The organism is Lysobacter sp. TAB13 (assembly GCF_052113885.1).
GTDB lineage: Bacteria > Pseudomonadota > Gammaproteobacteria > Xanthomonadales > Xanthomonadaceae > Lysobacter > Lysobacter gummosus.
The window spans coordinates 439,351-455,498 of sequence record NZ_JBFRDR010000001.1 but is presented as its reverse complement, the minus strand read 5'-3'; the positions used below and the strand labels follow the sequence as shown (position 1 = coordinate 455,498).

Genomic DNA, 16,148 nt, shown 5'->3' with positions numbered 1-16,148 from the left:
GGTCAGGCGCCGCGCCGTGCCAGTGCCTGTCCCAGCCGCACCGCGGTCTCGGCGCTCAAGCCCGCGTCCAGCGTAGCCACACCCGGCGGCAGCAGCACGATCACGGTCGAGCCGTAGTTGAAGCGCGCCATCTCGGCGAAGCGGTCGAGCTTGATGCCCTTGCCGCGATAGTCCTTGGTGGTGACCGCGTCGGCGTAGCGCGGAATCTCCACGCCGCTCCAGACCGTTTCCACGCCCGAGACCAGCAGCGCGCCGACCATCACCATCGCCATCGGCCCGAATTCGGTATCGAAGTGGCAGACCAGGCGCTCGTTGCGCGCGAACAAACGCGGCACGTTGCGCACCGCGTCCGGGCCGACGCTGAAGAGACGGCCCGGTACGTGCACGGTTTCGCGCAGCGTTCCGGCCCAGGGCATGTGCACGCGGTGATAGTCCTTCGGCGACAGGTACACGGTGGCGAACACGCCGTCGTTGAACGGCGCGGCCGCGGCGGCATCGCCGCCGAGCAGTTCGGTCGCGGTGAACGACTGGCCCTTGGCCTGGAAGATGTCGCCGGCGCGGATCGGCCCGCATTGGCTGATGCGGCCGTCGGCCGGCATCAGCAGCGCGCGCGGGTCCGGATCGGCGACGCGCGCGCCGGGCTTGAGCGCGCGGGTGAAGAAGGCGTTGAAGGTGGCGTACGAACGCGGATCGGGATTGGCCGCCTCGGCCAGATTCACGCCGAACTTTTCCGTGACCGTGTCGATCAGCCAGCGGCTGACGCGCGGATCGTCCGAGTACGCCAGCGCGCGCGCCAGCGACGACATGAAACGGTGCGGCAGGGCGTAGGTCAGGGTGGTGACGAGGCTCACGGAGCGGCCTCCGTCAGCGCCTTCATGTCCTTGGCGATCACGTTCGGGTCGAACGGCGGACGCAGCAGGCCGGCCATGCGGCCCTGCGGATCGAGCACGGCCATGCTGGCGCTGTGGTCCATCGTGTATTGGTCGGCCGGCGCGCCGTCGGGCGCGGGCACCTTGGCGAAGACCATGCTCAGCGACTTGGCGAAGGCTTCCAGCGCCGGCACGTCGGCGGTGGCGGCCAGGGTGTCCTTGTGGAAGCCGTGCGCGTACTCGCCGATCTTGTCCGGCGTATCGCGCTCGGGATCGACCGACACGAACAGCACGCGCGGGCGGCTGGCTTCGGCGATCGACTCCCAGGACTTCTGCGCCACCGACATCTGCGCCAGCGTGGTCGGGCACACGTCGGGGCAGTGGGTGAAGCCGAGGAAGACCAGGGTCCAGTGGCCCTTGAGCTCGCCGGGAATCAGCTGGGTGCCGTCGGACTGGCGCAGCGAATAGGCGGGCAGGGTGCGCGGCGGGTCGAACAGGCGCACCGCTTCGGTCTGCGGCAGATTCGAGCGGCGGGCCTGGCCGAAGTATTTCTGCGAGGCCCACAGGCCGAGCGCGGCGGCGAGCGCGGCGATGAGGACGATGGCGGTGGTGCGATTGAACATGTCGGTTCCGGTTGTTGCGCCGGGGCATGATACCGGGCGCGGCGGGTGGTGCTGGGCTTAGGGCATAAAGGCAAAAGCGAATCCCCCCCGGCCCCCCTTTTTCAAAGGGGGGAGTCATCCTTTGGGATGCGAGGCGGCCGCAGCCGCGCCCCACCCGAACTCAACGTCCCCAACCCGAAGGATTCCCCCCTTTGAAAAAGGGGGGCAGGGGGGATTTGCTCTTCCCCAAACCCCCAATTCACCTCTGCGGCTATACTGCGCCCCTTGTTTCGCCCTCGGACCCGCCGTGCCCGCTCCCGTTTCCTTCGAACCGCTGACCCTCGTCGACCTGATCCGCTACGGCGCCAGCCGCTTCAACGCGGCCGGGCTGACCTTCGGACACAGTTACGACAACGCGCTGGACGAGGCGACCCAACTGGTCCTGCACGCGCTGCATCTGCCGCACGACCTCAGCCCGGTCTACGGCCAGGGCAAGGTCACCAGCGAGGAAAAGGACGCGATCCTGGCGCTGTTCGAACGCCGCGTCGCCGAGCGCATTCCGGCCGCCTACCTGACCGGCGAAGCCTGGTTTGCCGGCCTGAGCTTCAAGAGCGACCGCCGCGCCCTGGTGCCGCGTTCGCCGATCGCGGAGTTGATCGAATCGGGCTTCGAGCCCTGGCTCGGCGGCCGCGAAGTCGGGCGCGCGCTGGACCTGTGCACCGGTTCGGGCTGCATCGCCATCGCCACCGCGCATTACCACCCGGATTGGGAAGTGATCGGTGCGGACATCAACGACGAGGCCCTGTCGCTGGCGGCCGAGAACAAGGCGCGCCTGCACGCGGACAACGTCGAGCTGCGCAAGTCCGACCTGTTCCAGGGCCTGCAGGGCGAGGTCTTCGATCTGATCGTGACCAACCCGCCTTACGTCACCAACGACGAAACCGACGCGTTGCCGAAGGAATATTCCTTCGAACCCGAACTGGGCCTGCGCGCCGGCGACGACGGCCTGGACCTGGCGCTGAAGATCCTGCGCGACGCGCCGGAGCATCTGAGCGAGGAAGGCCTGCTGATCTGCGAAGTCGGCGAAGCCGAGCGCGCGCTGGTCGAACTGCTGCCGCAACTGCCGTTGGCCTGGGTCGAATTCAAGGTCGGCCAGATGGGCATCTTCGTGGTCGAGCGCCACGATCTGGTCGAACACCACGACGAAATCAAACGGCTCGCCGACGCGCGAGCCTGAGTCACGCGCGTCGGCGGCCGGTAGCGAAGGCGGAATCCCGTTCTTCGCAGTGCCGCGCGCAGCGCCGATTCCCCGGCGCCGCGTACACGGCGCCAAGCCCGCCGGAACTTACCCGCAGCAAGTGGTAAGCGCGCCGCGGCGTCCTGCACCCATCGGAAGCCGCGGATCGTCCGGATCCGTCGCGGCCGCGCGTGCGCCTTCGTTACAGCGGAAACCGGCCGGGTCGGCTATCGTGGACCGGATCGGTGTTTTGCTTGCGCGCTGGCCCTCACCCCAGCCCTCTCCGGCAAGCGGGAGAGGGAGCGGTACGGCCAGGCGCGATCGCGAACGCGCGCGAAACCGCCTTCTCCCTCTCCCGCCTGCGGCAGAGGGCCGGGGTGAGGGCCGCCGCCAACCGCCCGCACCGGCAAAGGTTCTGAGCCTGCGCCATTTGCTCATTTCCGCCCGCGAACGCCGCGTCATACCATCGAAGCGGCACGCGCGGCTCAAGCCGCCGCGCACTTCATCGGCAGCACACCGGCAACACCGATCATCGCCTTCGCCCCACACGCCGGAACACCGGCACGCACCAGGAACCCCGCAGTGGCCAGCAACAGCTTCGGAACCCTCTTCACCGTGACCACCTTCGGCGAAAGCCACGGCCCGGCGATCGGCTGCGTGGTCGATGGCTGCCCGCCCGGATTGGCGATCGCGCCGGAAGATTTCCGCCACGATCTCGACCGCCGCGCCACCGGCAAGACCCGCCACACCTCGGCGCGGCGCGAGGCCGACGACATCGAAATCCTCAGTGGCGTCTATCAGGGCCTGACCACCGGCACCCCGATCGCGCTGCTGATCCGCAACACCGACGCGCGCAGCAAGGATTACGGCGCCATCGCCGAGCAGTTCCGCCCCGGCCACGCCGATTACAGCTACTGGCAGAAGTACGGCCTGCGCGATCCGCGCGGCGGCGGACGTTCGTCGGCGCGCGAGACCACGATGCGCGTGGCCGCCGGGGTGATCGCCAAGAAGTGGCTGGCCGAACGTTACGGCGTGGTCGTGCGCGGTTTCATGTCGCAGATCGGCGAGGTCGTGCCGAACGGCTACGACTTGTCGGTGGTGGAGGGCAACCCGTTCTTCTGGCCCGACGCCGCCCAGGTGAGCGAGCTGGAAACCTACATGGACGCGCTGCGCAAGTCCGGCGATTCGGTCGGCGCGCGCGTGGACGTGGTCGCCGACAACGTGCCGCCGGGCTGGGGCGAGCCGATCTACGGCAAGCTCGACGGCGAACTCGCCGCCGCGCTGATGAGCATCAACGCGGTCAAGGGCGTGGAAATCGGCGACGGTTTCGCCGCGGTCGCGCAAAAGGGCAGCGAGCATCGCGACGAACTGTCGCGCGCCGGCTTCGCCAGCAATCACGCCGGCGGCATCCTCGGCGGCATCAGCACCGGCCAGCAGCTGCGTTGCTCGACCGCGTTCAAGCCGACTTCCAGCCTGCGCCTGCCGGGCCGCAGCGTGGACATCCACGGCAACGAGGTCGAGGTGGTCACCACCGGCCGCCACGATCCCTGCGTCGGCATCCGCGCCACGCCGATCTGCGAGGCGATGGTCGCGCTGGTGCTGATCGACCAGGCGCTGCGCCATCGCGCCCAGTGCGGCGATGTCGGCACGGTGACCCCGCGCATTCCCGCCGCGCCGGAATTCGACGGCGATGTCTGAGCGGCCGCGCGTATGGGTGTCGCAGCCGTTGTTCGACGACATCGTCGGGCGGCTGGCGGAGTATTTCGAGGTCAGCGCCACCGCGGCGGTGACCCAGCATTCGCCCGAGGCGGCGAACGCCGCCTTGCGCGAGGCCGACGGCGCCCTGGTCACGCTCAACGATCCGATCGGCGCGGCGCAGATCGCCGGCGCCGCCAAATTGCGCGCGATCGCCAACGTCGGCGTGGGTTACAACAATCTCGACCTGCCGGTGCTGAGCGCGGCCGGCATCCTCGCCAGCAACACGCCCGACGTGCTGACCGAAACCACCGCCGATTTCGGCTGGGCGCTGATGATGGCGACCGCGCGCCGGATCGGCGAGGCCGAGCGCTGGTTGCGCGAAGGCCACTGGCAGCGCTGGAGTTTCGATTCGCTGCTCGGCGGCGACGTGCACGGCGCCACGCTCGGCATCCTCGGCATGGGCCGGATCGGCCAGGCCATCGCGCGGCGCGCGACCGGGTTCGGCATGCGCACGCTGTATCACAACCGCAGCCGCCTGCCCGAGGCGGTGGAGCGCGAATGCGCGGCGAGCTATGTCGGTTTCGACGATCTGCTGGGCCGCGCCGATCATCTGATCCTGGTGCTGCCGTATTCGCCGCAGTCGCATCACCTCATCGACGCGGCGGCGCTGGCGAAGATGCAGCCGCATGCCACGATCACCAATATCGCGCGCGGCGGCATCATCGACGAAGACGCGCTGTGCGACGCCCTGGAGCAGGGGCGGTTGGCGGCGGCCGGTCTGGATGTCTTTGAAGGCGAGCCCAAGCTCAACCCGCGCTTGCTGCAACAGCGCCGGGTGGTGCTGACCCCGCATATCGCCAGCGGCAGCCTGGCCACGCGCCGGGCGATGGTGTCGCTGGCGGTGGACAATCTGATCGCGGCCCTGGGTTATGGGCCCGATGCGGGACGTCCGCCGTCGCCGTTGAATGCCGATCAGGTGGCTGTAACGAAGCGGAGCGGAGCATGAGCCGCTACGAGGTCGTTGTGGAGGCTTTTGTGGGAGGGGCTTCAGCCCCGATGCTTTTCGGTCAGACCTCAGGAATCCACTGCAACTGACCGAAAAACATCGGGGCTGAAGCCCCTCCCACAAAAGACCTCGCGGCTGTCGCAGCAACTGGTTTAAGTCGAGGCATCAACGACCGAAGCCGGGCCGCAGTTTTCACGCAACACCCGCCGGAAATGGGTCCGGCGGTCCCCACAAGTCAGGTAACTGAGAACAGATGAACGCCAAGACGTCCTGCAATGTCGCCGTGGTCGGTGCTACCGGCGCGGTCGGTGAAACCATGCTGAAGGTGCTGGCCGAGCGCAAATTTCCGATCGGCCGGCTGCATGTGTTGGCGAGCGAACGCTCGGCGGGAGAGAAACTCGAGTTCGGCGGCAAAACCATCGTGGTCGAGGATCTGGCGAAATTCGATCCGAGCGGCGTGGACATCGCGCTGTTCTCGGCCGGCGGCTCGGTGTCGAAGGAATACGCGCCCAAGTTCGCCGCCGCCGGCGTGGTGGTGATCGACAACTCCTCGGCCTTCCGCTACGACGACGACGTGCCGCTGGTGGTCAGCGAGGTCAATCCGGAAGCGGCCAGGAACCGTCCGCGCGGCATCATCGCCAATCCGAACTGCTCGACCATGCAGATGCTGGTCGCGCTGGCGCCGATCCACCGCAAGGCCAAGATCGAGCGCATCAACGTGGCGACCTACCAGTCGGTGTCCGGCACCGGCCGCCGCGCGCTGGAGGAACTGGGCAAGCAGACCGCGGCGCTGCTGAACTTCCAGCAGGCCAAGGCCGAGGTCTATCCGGTGCAGATCGCCTTCAACGTGATCCCGCACGGCGGCGACTTCACCGATAACGGCTACACCACCGAAGAGATGAAGCTGGTCTGGGAGACGCGCAAGATCCTCGGCGACGACAGCATCGGCGTGAACGCGACGGTGGTGCGGGTGCCGGTGTTCTACGGCCACTCCGAGGCGGTGCACATCGAAACCCGCGACAAGCTGTCGGCGGCCGACGCGCGCGCGCTGCTGGAAACCGCGCCGGGCGTGGAAGTGGTGGATGAGCCGGTCAATGGCGGATATCCGACGCCGGTCACGCACGCTTCGGGACAGGATCCCGTTTTCGTCGGCCGCATCCGCGAGGACATCTCGCACCCGCGCGGGCTGTCGCTGTGGGTGGTGTCGGACAACATCCGCAAGGGCGCGGCGACCAATGCCGTGCAGCTGGCGGAGCTGGTCTGGAACGAGCGCTGATCGCGCGGCGCTTGACGGCTATATAGAGGTATCGATCGGGCCCCGCGGGGCCCGATCTTCTTTGCGCGGCCGGGGCGGGGCGGACAGGGCGGATCGGCGGCCTCAAGGTCTTTTGTGGGAGGGGCTTCAGCCCCGATGCTTTTCGGTCCGGTGCTGCCGGCTTACCGGTGCTGATCGAAAAGCATCGGGGCTGAAGCCCCTCCCACAAAAATCTCGGGGCCAGACGCCTTGGGCTGAGAGCCGTTCCAGCGGCAGGCTTTCAAGCGCAAACCCCATCGATTCCGTCATCCATACCCGATGACACCCATCCGACCGCAACGAAAACTTCACTTCGCGTTGCGCATAACTACTCCCGACCGCTAGAGTCGCCGCCTGACGTTGGCAATGGGATCGTCCGTGAGATCAGGTTTCGCACGCACCGCCTTGGCTCTGGCGCTGGCTTTGGCCAGCGGAGCTGCCTGTGCGCTGGGTCTGGGACAGATCGAGGTCAAATCGCGCTCCGGCCAGCCGCTGCTGGCCGAGATCCCGGTGATCTCCAGCGGTCCGGACGAACTGGCGCAGTTGCGCGCGGGCCTGGCCTCGCCGGAAACCTTCCAGCGCATCGGCCTGGAAGCGCCGCAGGGCATCGTCACCGACCTGCGCTTCACCCTCGCGCTGGACAGCGCCGGCAAGCCGGTGATCCGCGTGACCAGCTCGCTGCCGGTCAACCAGCCGCTGCTGACCTTCCTGATCGAAGTCGATTGGGGCCAGGGCCGCTTGACCCGCGAATACTCGGCCCTGCTCGACGCGCCGCGCACGGTGTCGGCGCCGATGCAGCCGCCGATCCAGGCGCCCAAGGGCGCCGCGCCGAACACCATCGAACGTCCGCTGGAGGCGCCGCTGCCGTTCGGCGCGCAGCCGCAGGCGACCGATCCGCTGTCGGTGGACAACGAACTCGATCGCTACGATCCGGGCAGCGCGGTGCCGGCGCCGTCGGCGTATCCGCCCGACGCGATCGCGGTCCAGCCCGAGCCGGCGCCCGAGCCCGACGTGCTCACCGCCGAGCCCGCGCCGCGTCCGCGCGCGCCGTCCAACACCGGCAGCATCCCGCGCGCGCCGCGCCAGCCGCGTGCGCAAGCCGCCGCGCCGGTTGCCGCCGCCGAGGGCGACATCACCGTCGAACGTGGCCAGACCTTGTCGGGCATCGCTGCGGGCATGGCCGGCGAGCACACGCTCAACCAGACGATGATCGCGCTGCTGCGGGCCAATCCTGAGGCCTTCATCGGCGGCAACATCAACCGCCTGCGGGCCGGCGCGGTGCTGCGCCAGCCGCCGAGCAATCAATTGACCGCGATCGACGCGCGCGAAGCCAGCGAACTGGTGCGCGTGCAGATCCAGCAGTGGCGCCAGGGCGTGGCCAGTCCGGCGGTGCCGCAGCCGATCGCGCTGGAGGCCGACCGCGTCGCCAAGGCGCCGGTGGCTCCGGCGCTGCGCGACGGCTCGGGCCGCAGCAGCGACGCGCGTTTGGAAATCGTTCCGCCGGGCGCCAGTCGCGCGACCCAGGCCGGGGCTCAATCCGGCATCAGTGCCGGAGGCGAGGGCGAGATGGTGCGACAAGAAATGCAGCAGGCCAACGAGACCATCGCCGCGCGCGATCAGGAACTCAGCGAACTCAAGAGCAAGGTCGCCGAGCTGGAGAAGTTGCAGAAGGATCAGCAGAAGCTGATCGCGCTCAAGGACAGCGAGCTGGCGGCGACGCAGCAGCATCTGTCCGAGCAGCAGGCGCGCGCCGACGGCGGTTCGCCGATGCCATGGATCTTCGGCGGCCTGGGCGTGCTGGCGCTGCTGGTCGGCGGCTGGGTGCTGAGCCGGCGTGAGCCCAAGCGGCCGGCGTTCCGCGCGCCGGGCCCGGACAGCGCGGCGTCCTACGGCGACCGCGACCCGGTCCAGGACCCGGTCGAATCGCTGCGCCGCCGGCCCGAGGTCGCGCCGGCGTTGATCGATCCGGTCGCGCAGTTGCTTGCCGAACCCGAATCCAAGCCTGCGCCCGACGCGCAGGACGAACCTTTGGCGGCGCCGTTCTGGACCGCGCCGGCGGCCGAACAGAAATCGCGTGCGACCGCGCCGACCTGGCATTCGGCCGAGGTCGGCAGCGGGCCGGCGCGCCGTGCCGCGCCCGCCGCGTCCACGGTCGCCGCGCCCGTCGCGGCTCCGCCCGCCGCGATCCCGGTTCCGGTGCAGGCCGCCGTGGCCGAGCCGGCCGCGGCCGACGCGCGTGCGGCGGTAACCGCCCAGGCCAGTTCGGCCCCGGGCCAGGAACGCATCGAGCTGGCCCGCGCCTACCTGGACCTGGGCGATGAAAGCAGCGCGCGCCAGTTGCTCGGCGAGGTGCTGATCAACGGCGACCACGCCGCGCGCCAACAGGCCGCGCGTCTGCTGCGCGAGCTGGAAGCCTCCAGCTAAAGCGCATCGGTGCGGCGAACTCGCAGGACGGCTGACTCATGGCGGTAGAGCAACGCGATCCCATCGCGAACGACGGCGCCGTGCCGGTGCGTCGCTTCGCGCTGGGCGTGGAATACGACGGCGGCGAGTACTCCGGCTGGCAGCGCCTGGTGCGTCCGGGCGAGCCGGACCTGCGCGGCGAATCGACCGTGCAGACCACCTTGGAAGACGCGCTGAGCTTCGTCGCCGGCAGCCGGGTCGAAGTGACCTGCGCCGGCCGCACCGATGCCGGCGTCCACGCCTCGTGCCAGGTCGTGCATTTCGACACCCATGTCGAGCGCGAACCGCGCGGCTGGGTGCTGGGCACCACCTCGCGCTTGCCGGCGTCGGTATGCGTACGCTGGTGCGTGCCGGTCGCGGCCGATTTCCACGCCCGCTTCTCGGCGCGGGCGCGGCGCTACCGTTACCGCATCCTCAACCGCTCGGTGCGTCCGGCCCTGCAGCGGCAATACCTGAGTTGGGAGAGGCGCCCGCTCGACGCCGACGCTATGCACCGCGCCGCTCAGGCGCTGCTGGGCGAACACGACTTCTCCGCGTTCCGCACCGTCCACTGCCAGGCGCCGCACGCGCGCCGCGATCTGCAGCACATCGGCATCCGCCGGGACGGCGACATCGTCGAGATGGAAGTCCAGGCCAACGCGTTTCTTCACCACATGGTGCGCAACATTGTCGGAAGCTTGCTGCTGGTCGGCCGCGGCGATCAGCCCGAAGGGTGGATCGCCGAGTTGCTGGCCGGGCGCGACCGTACCGTCGCCGGTCCCACCGCACCGTCGGCGGGTCTGGTGTTCGTGGGGCCGCGTTATCCAGTCGAGTGTCAGTTGCCTGCCGAGGTCAGCCTTTGAATCCGCCCCGCACTTTGTTCCGCACCCGCATCAAATTCTGCGGTTTCACCCGTCCCGGCGACGTGCGCCTGGCTTGCGAGCTGGGCGCGGACGCGATCGGCTTCGTGTTCGCCTCGGGCAGTTCGCGCCGGGTCGCGGCCGAGGAAGCCCGGGCGATGCGCCAGGCCCTGGCGCCGCTGGTCGATGCGGTGGCCTTGTTCAGCGACAACCCGGTCGATGAGGTGCGCGAAGTCGTGCGCCAGGTCCGGCCCAGCCTGCTGCAGTTCCACGGCAACGAGGACGACGCGTTCTGTCGCGGTTTCGGCGTGCCTTATTTGAAAGCGATCCCGATGGGCGGCGAGTTGGCCGACCAGCATCCCTCGGCGCTGCACATGCGCTATCCCGGCGCGGCCGGTTTCCTGTTCGACAGCCACGCCCGCGGCGGCAGCGGCGGCAGCGGCAAGACCTTCGACTGGAAGCGCATTCCGGTGGGCGTGCAAAAGCCGTTCGTGCTGGCCGGCGGCATCACCCCGGACAACGTGTTCGAGGCGATCCAGGCGACCTTGCCTTGGGGCGTGGACGTGTCCAGCGGCATCGAGAGCGCGCCGGGGCTGAAGGACGGCGACAAGATGCGGCATTTCGTCGAGGAAGTGCGGCGGGCGGATTGTCACGTCGATTGAAGGGGTTGGGTTGAGCGGCGCTTGCCGGTAAGAGCAAATCCCCCCTGGCCCCCCTTTTTCAAAGAGGGGAATTCTCCGGGTGAGAGCGGCGGCATTCGTGCATGCTCGCTTCGGTGCGATACCCCACGATCGCCGCGCAGCCGTTCCCCCCTTTGAAAAAGGGGGGCTAGGGGGGATTCGCTTTTCCCCACCCGATCACAACAAAACCGCGCACCCCATTCCGCCATACCCCGATGCGTACGGTCGCCGCCGTGATGCCCTAAACTCTGCGTTCCGCCGCGCAGCGCGCGACGCCCCTCGCAACGACGCCCAGCCGATGTCCGCCGAACCGATCGCCCAACCCGCCGTCGTCCCGCCAATCGATTTCCACGCCTACCCGGACGCCTCCGGCCATTTCGGCCGCTACGGCGGACGCTTCGTCGCCGAGACCCTGATCGCGCCGATCGAGGAGCTGGCCCGCGCCTACGACGCCGCCCGCGTGGATCCGGCCTTCATCGCCGAATTCGAACGCGACCTGGCCCATTACGTCGGCCGCCCGAGCCCGATCTATCACGCCCAGCGCCTCAGCGACGAAGTCGGCGGCGCGCAGATCCTGCTCAAGCGCGAAGACCTCAACCACACCGGCGCGCACAAGATCAACAACACCATCGGCCAGGCCCTGCTGGCCAGCCGCATGGGCAAGACCCGCATCATCGCCGAGACCGGCGCCGGCCAGCACGGCGTCGCCAGCGCCACCGTGGCCGCGCGCCTGGGCCTGGAATGCGTGGTCTACATGGGCGCGACCGACATCGAGCGGCAGAAGATCAACGTCTACCGCATGAAGTTGCTCGGCGCGACCGTGGTGCCGGTCACCAGCGGTTCGCAGACGCTCAAGGACGCGCTCAACGAGGCGATGCGCGACTGGGTCACCAACGTGCGCGACACCTTCTACATCATCGGCACCGTCGCCGGTCCCGATCCGTATCCGCGCATGGTCCGCGACTTCAACGCCGTGGTCGGGCGCGAGGCGAGGGCGCAGATGCTGGCCGAGTACGGCCGCCTGCCCGATGCGATCACCGCCTGCGTCGGCGGCGGCAGCAACGCCATCGGCCTGTTCCATGCGTTCTTGAACGATCCCTCGGTGCGCATCGTCGGCGCTGAAGCGGCCGGCGACGGCATCGAGACCGGCCGCCACGCCGCCTCGCTCGCCGCCGGACGCCCCGGCGTGCTGCACGGCAACCGCACCTACGTGCTGTGCGACGACGACGGCCAGATCATCGAAACCCATTCGGTCTCCGCCGGCCTGGATTACCCCGGCGTCGGCCCCGAGCACGCGTTCCTGAAAGACACCGGCCGCGCCGAATACGTCGGCGTCACCGACGAAGAAGCGCTCGAAGCCTTCCGCACGCTGGCGCGCACCGAAGGCATCCTGGCCGCGCTCGAGTCCAGCCATGCCATCGCCCAGGCGGTGAAGCTGGCGCGGACGATGCCGAAGGACCAGGTGGTGTTGTGCAACCTGTCCGGTCGCGGCGACAAGGACGTGCATACCATCGCCGGTCGCGAAGGCTTGCACTTTTGAAGCGAGGAACGAGTGCGTAGGAGTGAGGAGTGAGTAAGGGCGGCAACGTGCTGCCTTTGCCAGATCTCATCCGTCGTGCTGCTCGGTTTTGGCTTTGACTCACTCCTCACTCTTCTGAACTCATTGCTCGCCTAATGAACCGAATCGACGCCAAGTTCCAATCGCTGCAATCGGCCGGCCGCAAGGCGCTGATTCCGTTCCTTACCGCCGGCGATCCCTCGCTGGAGGCGACCGTGCCGGTCATGCATGCGCTGGTCGAAGCCGGCGCCGACGTGATCGAACTCGGGGTGCCGTTCTCCGATCCGATGGCCGACGGCCCGACCATCCAGCGCAGCTCCGAACGCGCGATCGCGCGCGGCGCCGGGCTGGGCTGGGTGCTCGATGCGGTGCGCGAATTCCGCGGCCGCGACGCCGATACGCCGGTGGTGCTGATGGGCTATCTCAATCCCATCGAAATCCGCGGCGCCACGCGCTTCGCCGGCGACGCCGTCGCCGCCGGCGTGGACGGCGTGCTGCTGGTCGATCTGCCGCCGGAAGAAGCCGCCGAACTGCGTGCGGCTTTCGTCGCCGCCGGGCTGGCGCTGATCCTGCTGGCCTCGCCGACCACCACCGAGGAACGCATCGCGCTGCTGTGCGACGACGCCCAGGGCTATCTGTACTACGTCAGCTTCGCCGGCGTGACCGGCGCCGACCGGCTCGACACCGGCGCCGCCAACGATCGCCTGCACCGTATCCGCCAGCGCGCCAAGGTGCCGGTGGTGGCCGGTTTCGGCATCAAGGACGCCGCCAGCGCCGCGACCATGGCGCGCGAGGCCGAAGGTGTCGTGGTCGGCAGCGCGCTGGTCGAAGTGCTGGCGCAGGCCGGCACGGCGGACGCCGCCGCGCAGGCCGCGCGCGGCTTCCTGGCGCCGTTGCGCCAGGCGCTGGACGCGGCGGGCTGAACCGCCGCGGCCCCGCCCCCGGCGGGCAAGCCTGAACAGCCGGCGGCAGAGCGCCCGGGCCGCTGCGCTAGACTTCTGAAGTCAGGCCGGTGCCGGCGATGCGCCGCCGCTCCATGACCGATCCACCCTCAGCCAGCCAGAACAGGAAGATTTCAACGCATGTCGTGGCTTAAGAAACTCATGCCGTCGGGCATCCGCACCGAGACGGTCGCGGCCAAGCGGCGCAGCGTCCCCGAAGGCCTGTGGGAGAAGTGCGACCGCTGCGGCGCCGTGCTCTACCGTCCCGAGCTCGAGGAAAACCTCGAGGTCTGCCCGAAGTGCAGCTTCCACATGGCGATCCGCGGCCGGGTGCGCCTGAACGCCTTGTTCGACCCGGGCAGCACGGTCGAGATCGGCGCCGAACTGGGCCCGGTCGACGTGCTCAAGTTCAAGGATCAGAAAAAGTATTCCGAGCGCATCAAGGCCGCGCAGAAAGCCACCGGCGAGCGCGACGCGCTGATCGCCATGCGCGGCACCATGAAGCAGCGCCCGCTGGTCGCGGCCTCGTTCGATTTCGCCTTCATGGGCGGCTCGATGGGCTCGGTGGTCGGCGAGCGCTTCGCCCTGGGCGCGGAAACCGCGCTGCAGATCGGCAGCCCGTTCGTGTGCTTCTCCGCCAGCGGCGGCGCGCGCATGCAGGAAAGCCTGTTCTCGCTGATGCAGATGGCCAAGACCTCGGCCGCGCTCGGCCGCCTGCGCGCGGCGGGGCTGCCGTACATCTCGGTGATGACCCATCCGACCACCGGCGGCGTGTCGGCGTCGTTCGCGATGCTGGGCGACATCAACATGGCCGAGCCCGAAGCCTTGATCGGCTTCGCCGGTCCGCGCGTGATCGAGCAGACCGTGCGCGAGAAGCTGCCGGAAGGTTTCCAGCGCAGCGAATTCCTGGTCGAGCACGGCGCGGTCGATCAGATCTGCGATCGCCGCGAAATGCGCGACCGCCTCTCCCATCTGCTGGCGATGATGATGAAACAGCCGCAGCCGGAGGACGACGTCGAGGCCGCCTGACGGTGGCTTCGATGGGAATCGGGAATGGGGAATGGGGAATCGGAAAAGCAAAAGCCGCATCGCGCATGTTTTGGCTTTTCCGATTCCCCATTCCCCATTCCCGCAGGGAACTGTGAACTCGGAAGCGCTATGCCGTCTCGTTCAGCCGCGCGGCGGTGTAGCACCGATGGCTTGCGGCAAACTCCTGCTGCGGCGGTCCCCCGGCGGCAGTGATGCCGCACCACGCCGCATGGCTTCGATTCCCCATTCCCGATTCCCTATTCCCGAACCAAACACATGACTCGTAAATATTTCGGTACCGACGGCATCCGCGGACGCGTAGGCGAAGGCGCGATTTCCGCCGATTTCGTCCTGCGCCTGGGCAACGCCTACGGCCACGCGCTGACCCGTCGCGGCTGGCGCAACCCGATGGTGATCATCGGCAAGGACACGCGCATCTCGAACTACATGTTCGAAGCCGCGCTGGAAGCCGGCCTGGTCGCCGCCGGCGTGGACGTGCAACTGATGGGACCGATGCCGACCCCGGCCGTCGCCCACCTCACCCGTTCGCTGCGCGCCGACGGCGGCATTGTGATCTCGGCCTCGCACAACCCGCACTACGACAACGGCATCAAGTTCTTTTCGGCCGAGGGCGAAAAGCTCGACGACGAGACCGAACTGGCGATCGAGGCGGCGCTGGAAGAACCTTTCCGCACCGTCGAATCCGAGCGCCTGGGCCGGGCGATCCGCACCCGCGACGCCATCGGCCGTTATCTGGAAGCGTGCAAGGGCTCGGTGTCGCGCGGTTTCGATCTCAGCGGCATGCGCATCGCCATGGATTGCGCCAACGGCGCGACCTATCAGGTCGGCCCGCTGGTGCTGCGCGAACTGGGCGCGCGCGTCGATGCGATCGGCGTGGACCCCAGCGGCCTCAACATCAACGACGGGGTCGGCTCGACCCATCCGCAGACTTTGGTCGAGCGCGTCCTCACCACCGGCGCCGATGTCGGCATCGCCTTCGACGGCGACGGCGACCGCGTGTTGTTCGTCGATAACGAAGGCGCGATCTGCGACGGCGACGATCTGCTCTACATCCTGGCCAACGACTGGCAGCAAAGCGGCCGCCTGCAGGGCCCGGTGGTCGGTACGTTGATGACCAACTACGGTCTGGAGCGCGCGCTGGAGCAGCGCGGCATCGGCTTCATCCGCGCCAAGGTCGGCGACCGTTACGTGCATCAGCAACTGATCGCGCACGGCGGCGTGCTCGGCGGCGAGGCTTCGGGCCATCTGCTGTGCCTGGACCGCACCAGCACCGGCGACGGCATCGTCAGCGCCTTGCAGGTGCTGGAAGTGCTGGGCCGGCGCGGCTTGTCGCTGCGCCAGGCGCTGGAGGGTTTGAACCGGGTGCCGCAGAAGACCGTCAACGTGCGGTTCGAGGGGCAGTCGAAGCCAACCGAAGCTGAGTCGGTCAAAGCCGCGCTGAAGCAGGCCGAAGCCGCGGTAGCCGGCCACGGCCGCGCGTTCCTGCGCCCCTCCGGCACGGAGCCCGTGGTGCGCGTGACAGTAGAAGCCGACGATGCGACCTTGATGCAGAACACCCTCGACGCCTTGTCCGCGGCGGTACGCGCGGCGGTGTGATCGCGGGGTTGTTTGCGATGGAACAGACGAAGGCTGCGAAAGCGGACTTCGTCGTTTCCCAGACCCTCATTCGAGCGCGGATCCCTCAAGCCCATCGCGTCAAAGTTCCCCCCTTTGAAAAAGGGGGGCGAGGGGGGATTTGCTTTTACGCTCAGATCGCCGAGCAGCCAAAGCAAAAGCAAATCCCCCGGCGCCCGTGCATCAGCAAGAAACACACGCCCGCAAGCGCCAGCCCCCTTTTTCAAAGGGGGCGAATTGACGTGGCTGTGCGCTTTTCGGGTGATCTCGACGCGGGGTGCTGTCGCCGTATGCGCC

At 68.5% G+C, this 16,148-nt stretch carries 13 protein-coding genes; 11 read left to right on the top strand and 2 right to left on the bottom strand.

The annotated features are described in order from the left end of the window. Nucleotides 1-2: 2 nt before the first annotated feature. Complete coding sequence (gene asd, locus AB4Y92_RS01625) at nt 3-851, bottom strand: archaetidylserine decarboxylase (protein ID WP_441818044.1); 849 nt, start codon at nt 849-851, stop codon at nt 3-5. Further along, the gene (locus AB4Y92_RS01620) at nt 848-1,492 is read right to left on the bottom strand and encodes an SCO family protein (RefSeq protein WP_057942688.1); all 645 of its coding nucleotides are present in this window, start codon (nt 1,490-1,492) and stop codon (nt 848-850) included. The genes asd and AB4Y92_RS01620 overlap by 4 nt, the downstream gene beginning before the upstream one ends. A gap of 286 nt (nt 1,493-1,778) precedes the next feature. On the opposite strand from AB4Y92_RS01620, the gene prmB reads away from it, so the two are divergent. The 11 genes from prmB to glmM all read left to right on the top strand — a co-directional run bounded on the left by prmB (nt 1,779) and on the right by glmM (nt 15,833). Beyond that, complete coding sequence (gene prmB, locus AB4Y92_RS01615) at nt 1,779-2,708, top strand: 50S ribosomal protein L3 N(5)-glutamine methyltransferase (RefSeq protein ID WP_441818043.1); 930 nt, start codon at nt 1,779-1,781, stop codon at nt 2,706-2,708. Between the two features lie 582 nt (nt 2,709-3,290). Next, nucleotides 3,291-4,406: a chorismate synthase gene (aroC, locus tag AB4Y92_RS01610; protein WP_441818042.1), complete on the top strand. Its 1,116-nt coding sequence runs from the start codon at nt 3,291-3,293 to the stop codon at nt 4,404-4,406. After that, nucleotides 4,399-5,412: a 2-hydroxyacid dehydrogenase gene (locus AB4Y92_RS01605; RefSeq protein ID WP_441818041.1), complete on the top strand. Its 1,014-nt coding sequence runs from the start codon at nt 4,399-4,401 to the stop codon at nt 5,410-5,412. The genes aroC and AB4Y92_RS01605 overlap by 8 nt, the downstream gene beginning before the upstream one ends. Nucleotides 5,413-5,665: 253 nt before the next feature. Further along, on the top strand, nt 5,666-6,688 hold the full coding sequence (locus AB4Y92_RS01600; RefSeq protein ID WP_057942692.1) for an aspartate-semialdehyde dehydrogenase: 1,023 nt from the start codon (nt 5,666-5,668) through the stop codon (nt 6,686-6,688). A 396-nt stretch (nt 6,689-7,084) separates the two neighbouring features. Further along, nucleotides 7,085-9,130: a FimV/HubP family polar landmark protein gene (locus tag AB4Y92_RS01595; RefSeq protein ID WP_441818040.1), complete on the top strand. Its 2,046-nt coding sequence runs from the start codon at nt 7,085-7,087 to the stop codon at nt 9,128-9,130. Between the two features lie 38 nt (nt 9,131-9,168). Continuing rightward, nucleotides 9,169-10,011 carry a tRNA pseudouridine(38-40) synthase TruA gene (gene truA, locus AB4Y92_RS01590; protein ID WP_441818039.1) on the top strand — a complete coding sequence of 281 codons (843 nt, stop codon included), beginning with the start codon at nt 9,169-9,171 and terminating at the stop codon, nt 10,009-10,011. Next, nucleotides 10,008-10,670, top strand: coding sequence for a phosphoribosylanthranilate isomerase (locus tag AB4Y92_RS01585; RefSeq protein WP_057942695.1), 663 nt, complete (start codon nt 10,008-10,010; stop codon nt 10,668-10,670). Before truA ends, AB4Y92_RS01585 begins: the two co-directional genes overlap by 4 nt. 316 nt (nt 10,671-10,986) lie before the next feature. Further along, entirely contained in the window at nt 10,987-12,228 is a 1,242-nt protein-coding gene (gene trpB / locus AB4Y92_RS01580; protein WP_057942696.1) for a tryptophan synthase subunit beta, read from the top strand. Nucleotides 12,229-12,362: 134 nt separating this feature from the next. Beyond that, nucleotides 12,363-13,169: a tryptophan synthase subunit alpha gene (gene trpA, locus AB4Y92_RS01575; protein WP_441818038.1), complete on the top strand. Its 807-nt coding sequence runs from the start codon at nt 12,363-12,365 to the stop codon at nt 13,167-13,169. 159 nt (nt 13,170-13,328) lie between these two features. After that, entirely contained in the window at nt 13,329-14,216 is an 888-nt protein-coding gene (gene accD / locus AB4Y92_RS01570) for an acetyl-CoA carboxylase, carboxyltransferase subunit beta (RefSeq protein WP_215060964.1), read from the top strand. 276 nt (nt 14,217-14,492) lie between these two features. Beyond that, nucleotides 14,493-15,833: a phosphoglucosamine mutase gene (gene glmM / locus AB4Y92_RS01565; RefSeq protein WP_057942699.1), complete on the top strand. Its 1,341-nt coding sequence runs from the start codon at nt 14,493-14,495 to the stop codon at nt 15,831-15,833. Nucleotides 15,834-16,148 lie beyond the last annotated feature (315 nt).

Coding starts and splice junctions, on each gene's coding strand:
- glmM (WP_057942699.1), top strand. CDS start 14,493: ATGACTCGTAAATATTTCGGTACCGACGGCATCCGCGGACGCGTAGGC.
- trpB (WP_057942696.1), top strand. CDS start 10,987: ATGTCCGCCGAACCGATCGCCCAACCCGCCGTCGTCCCGCCAATCGAT.
- accD (WP_215060964.1), top strand. CDS start 13,329: ATGTCGTGGCTTAAGAAACTCATGCCGTCGGGCATCCGCACCGAGACG.
- AB4Y92_RS01605 (WP_441818041.1), top strand. CDS start 4,399: ATGTCTGAGCGGCCGCGCGTATGGGTGTCGCAGCCGTTGTTCGACGAC.
- AB4Y92_RS01600 (WP_057942692.1), top strand. CDS start 5,666: ATGAACGCCAAGACGTCCTGCAATGTCGCCGTGGTCGGTGCTACCGGC.
- trpA (WP_441818038.1), top strand. CDS start 12,363: ATGAACCGAATCGACGCCAAGTTCCAATCGCTGCAATCGGCCGGCCGC.
- AB4Y92_RS01620 (WP_057942688.1), bottom strand. CDS start 1,492: ATGTTCAATCGCACCACCGCCATCGTCCTCATCGCCGCGCTCGCCGCC.
- truA (WP_441818039.1), top strand. CDS start 9,169: ATGGCGGTAGAGCAACGCGATCCCATCGCGAACGACGGCGCCGTGCCG.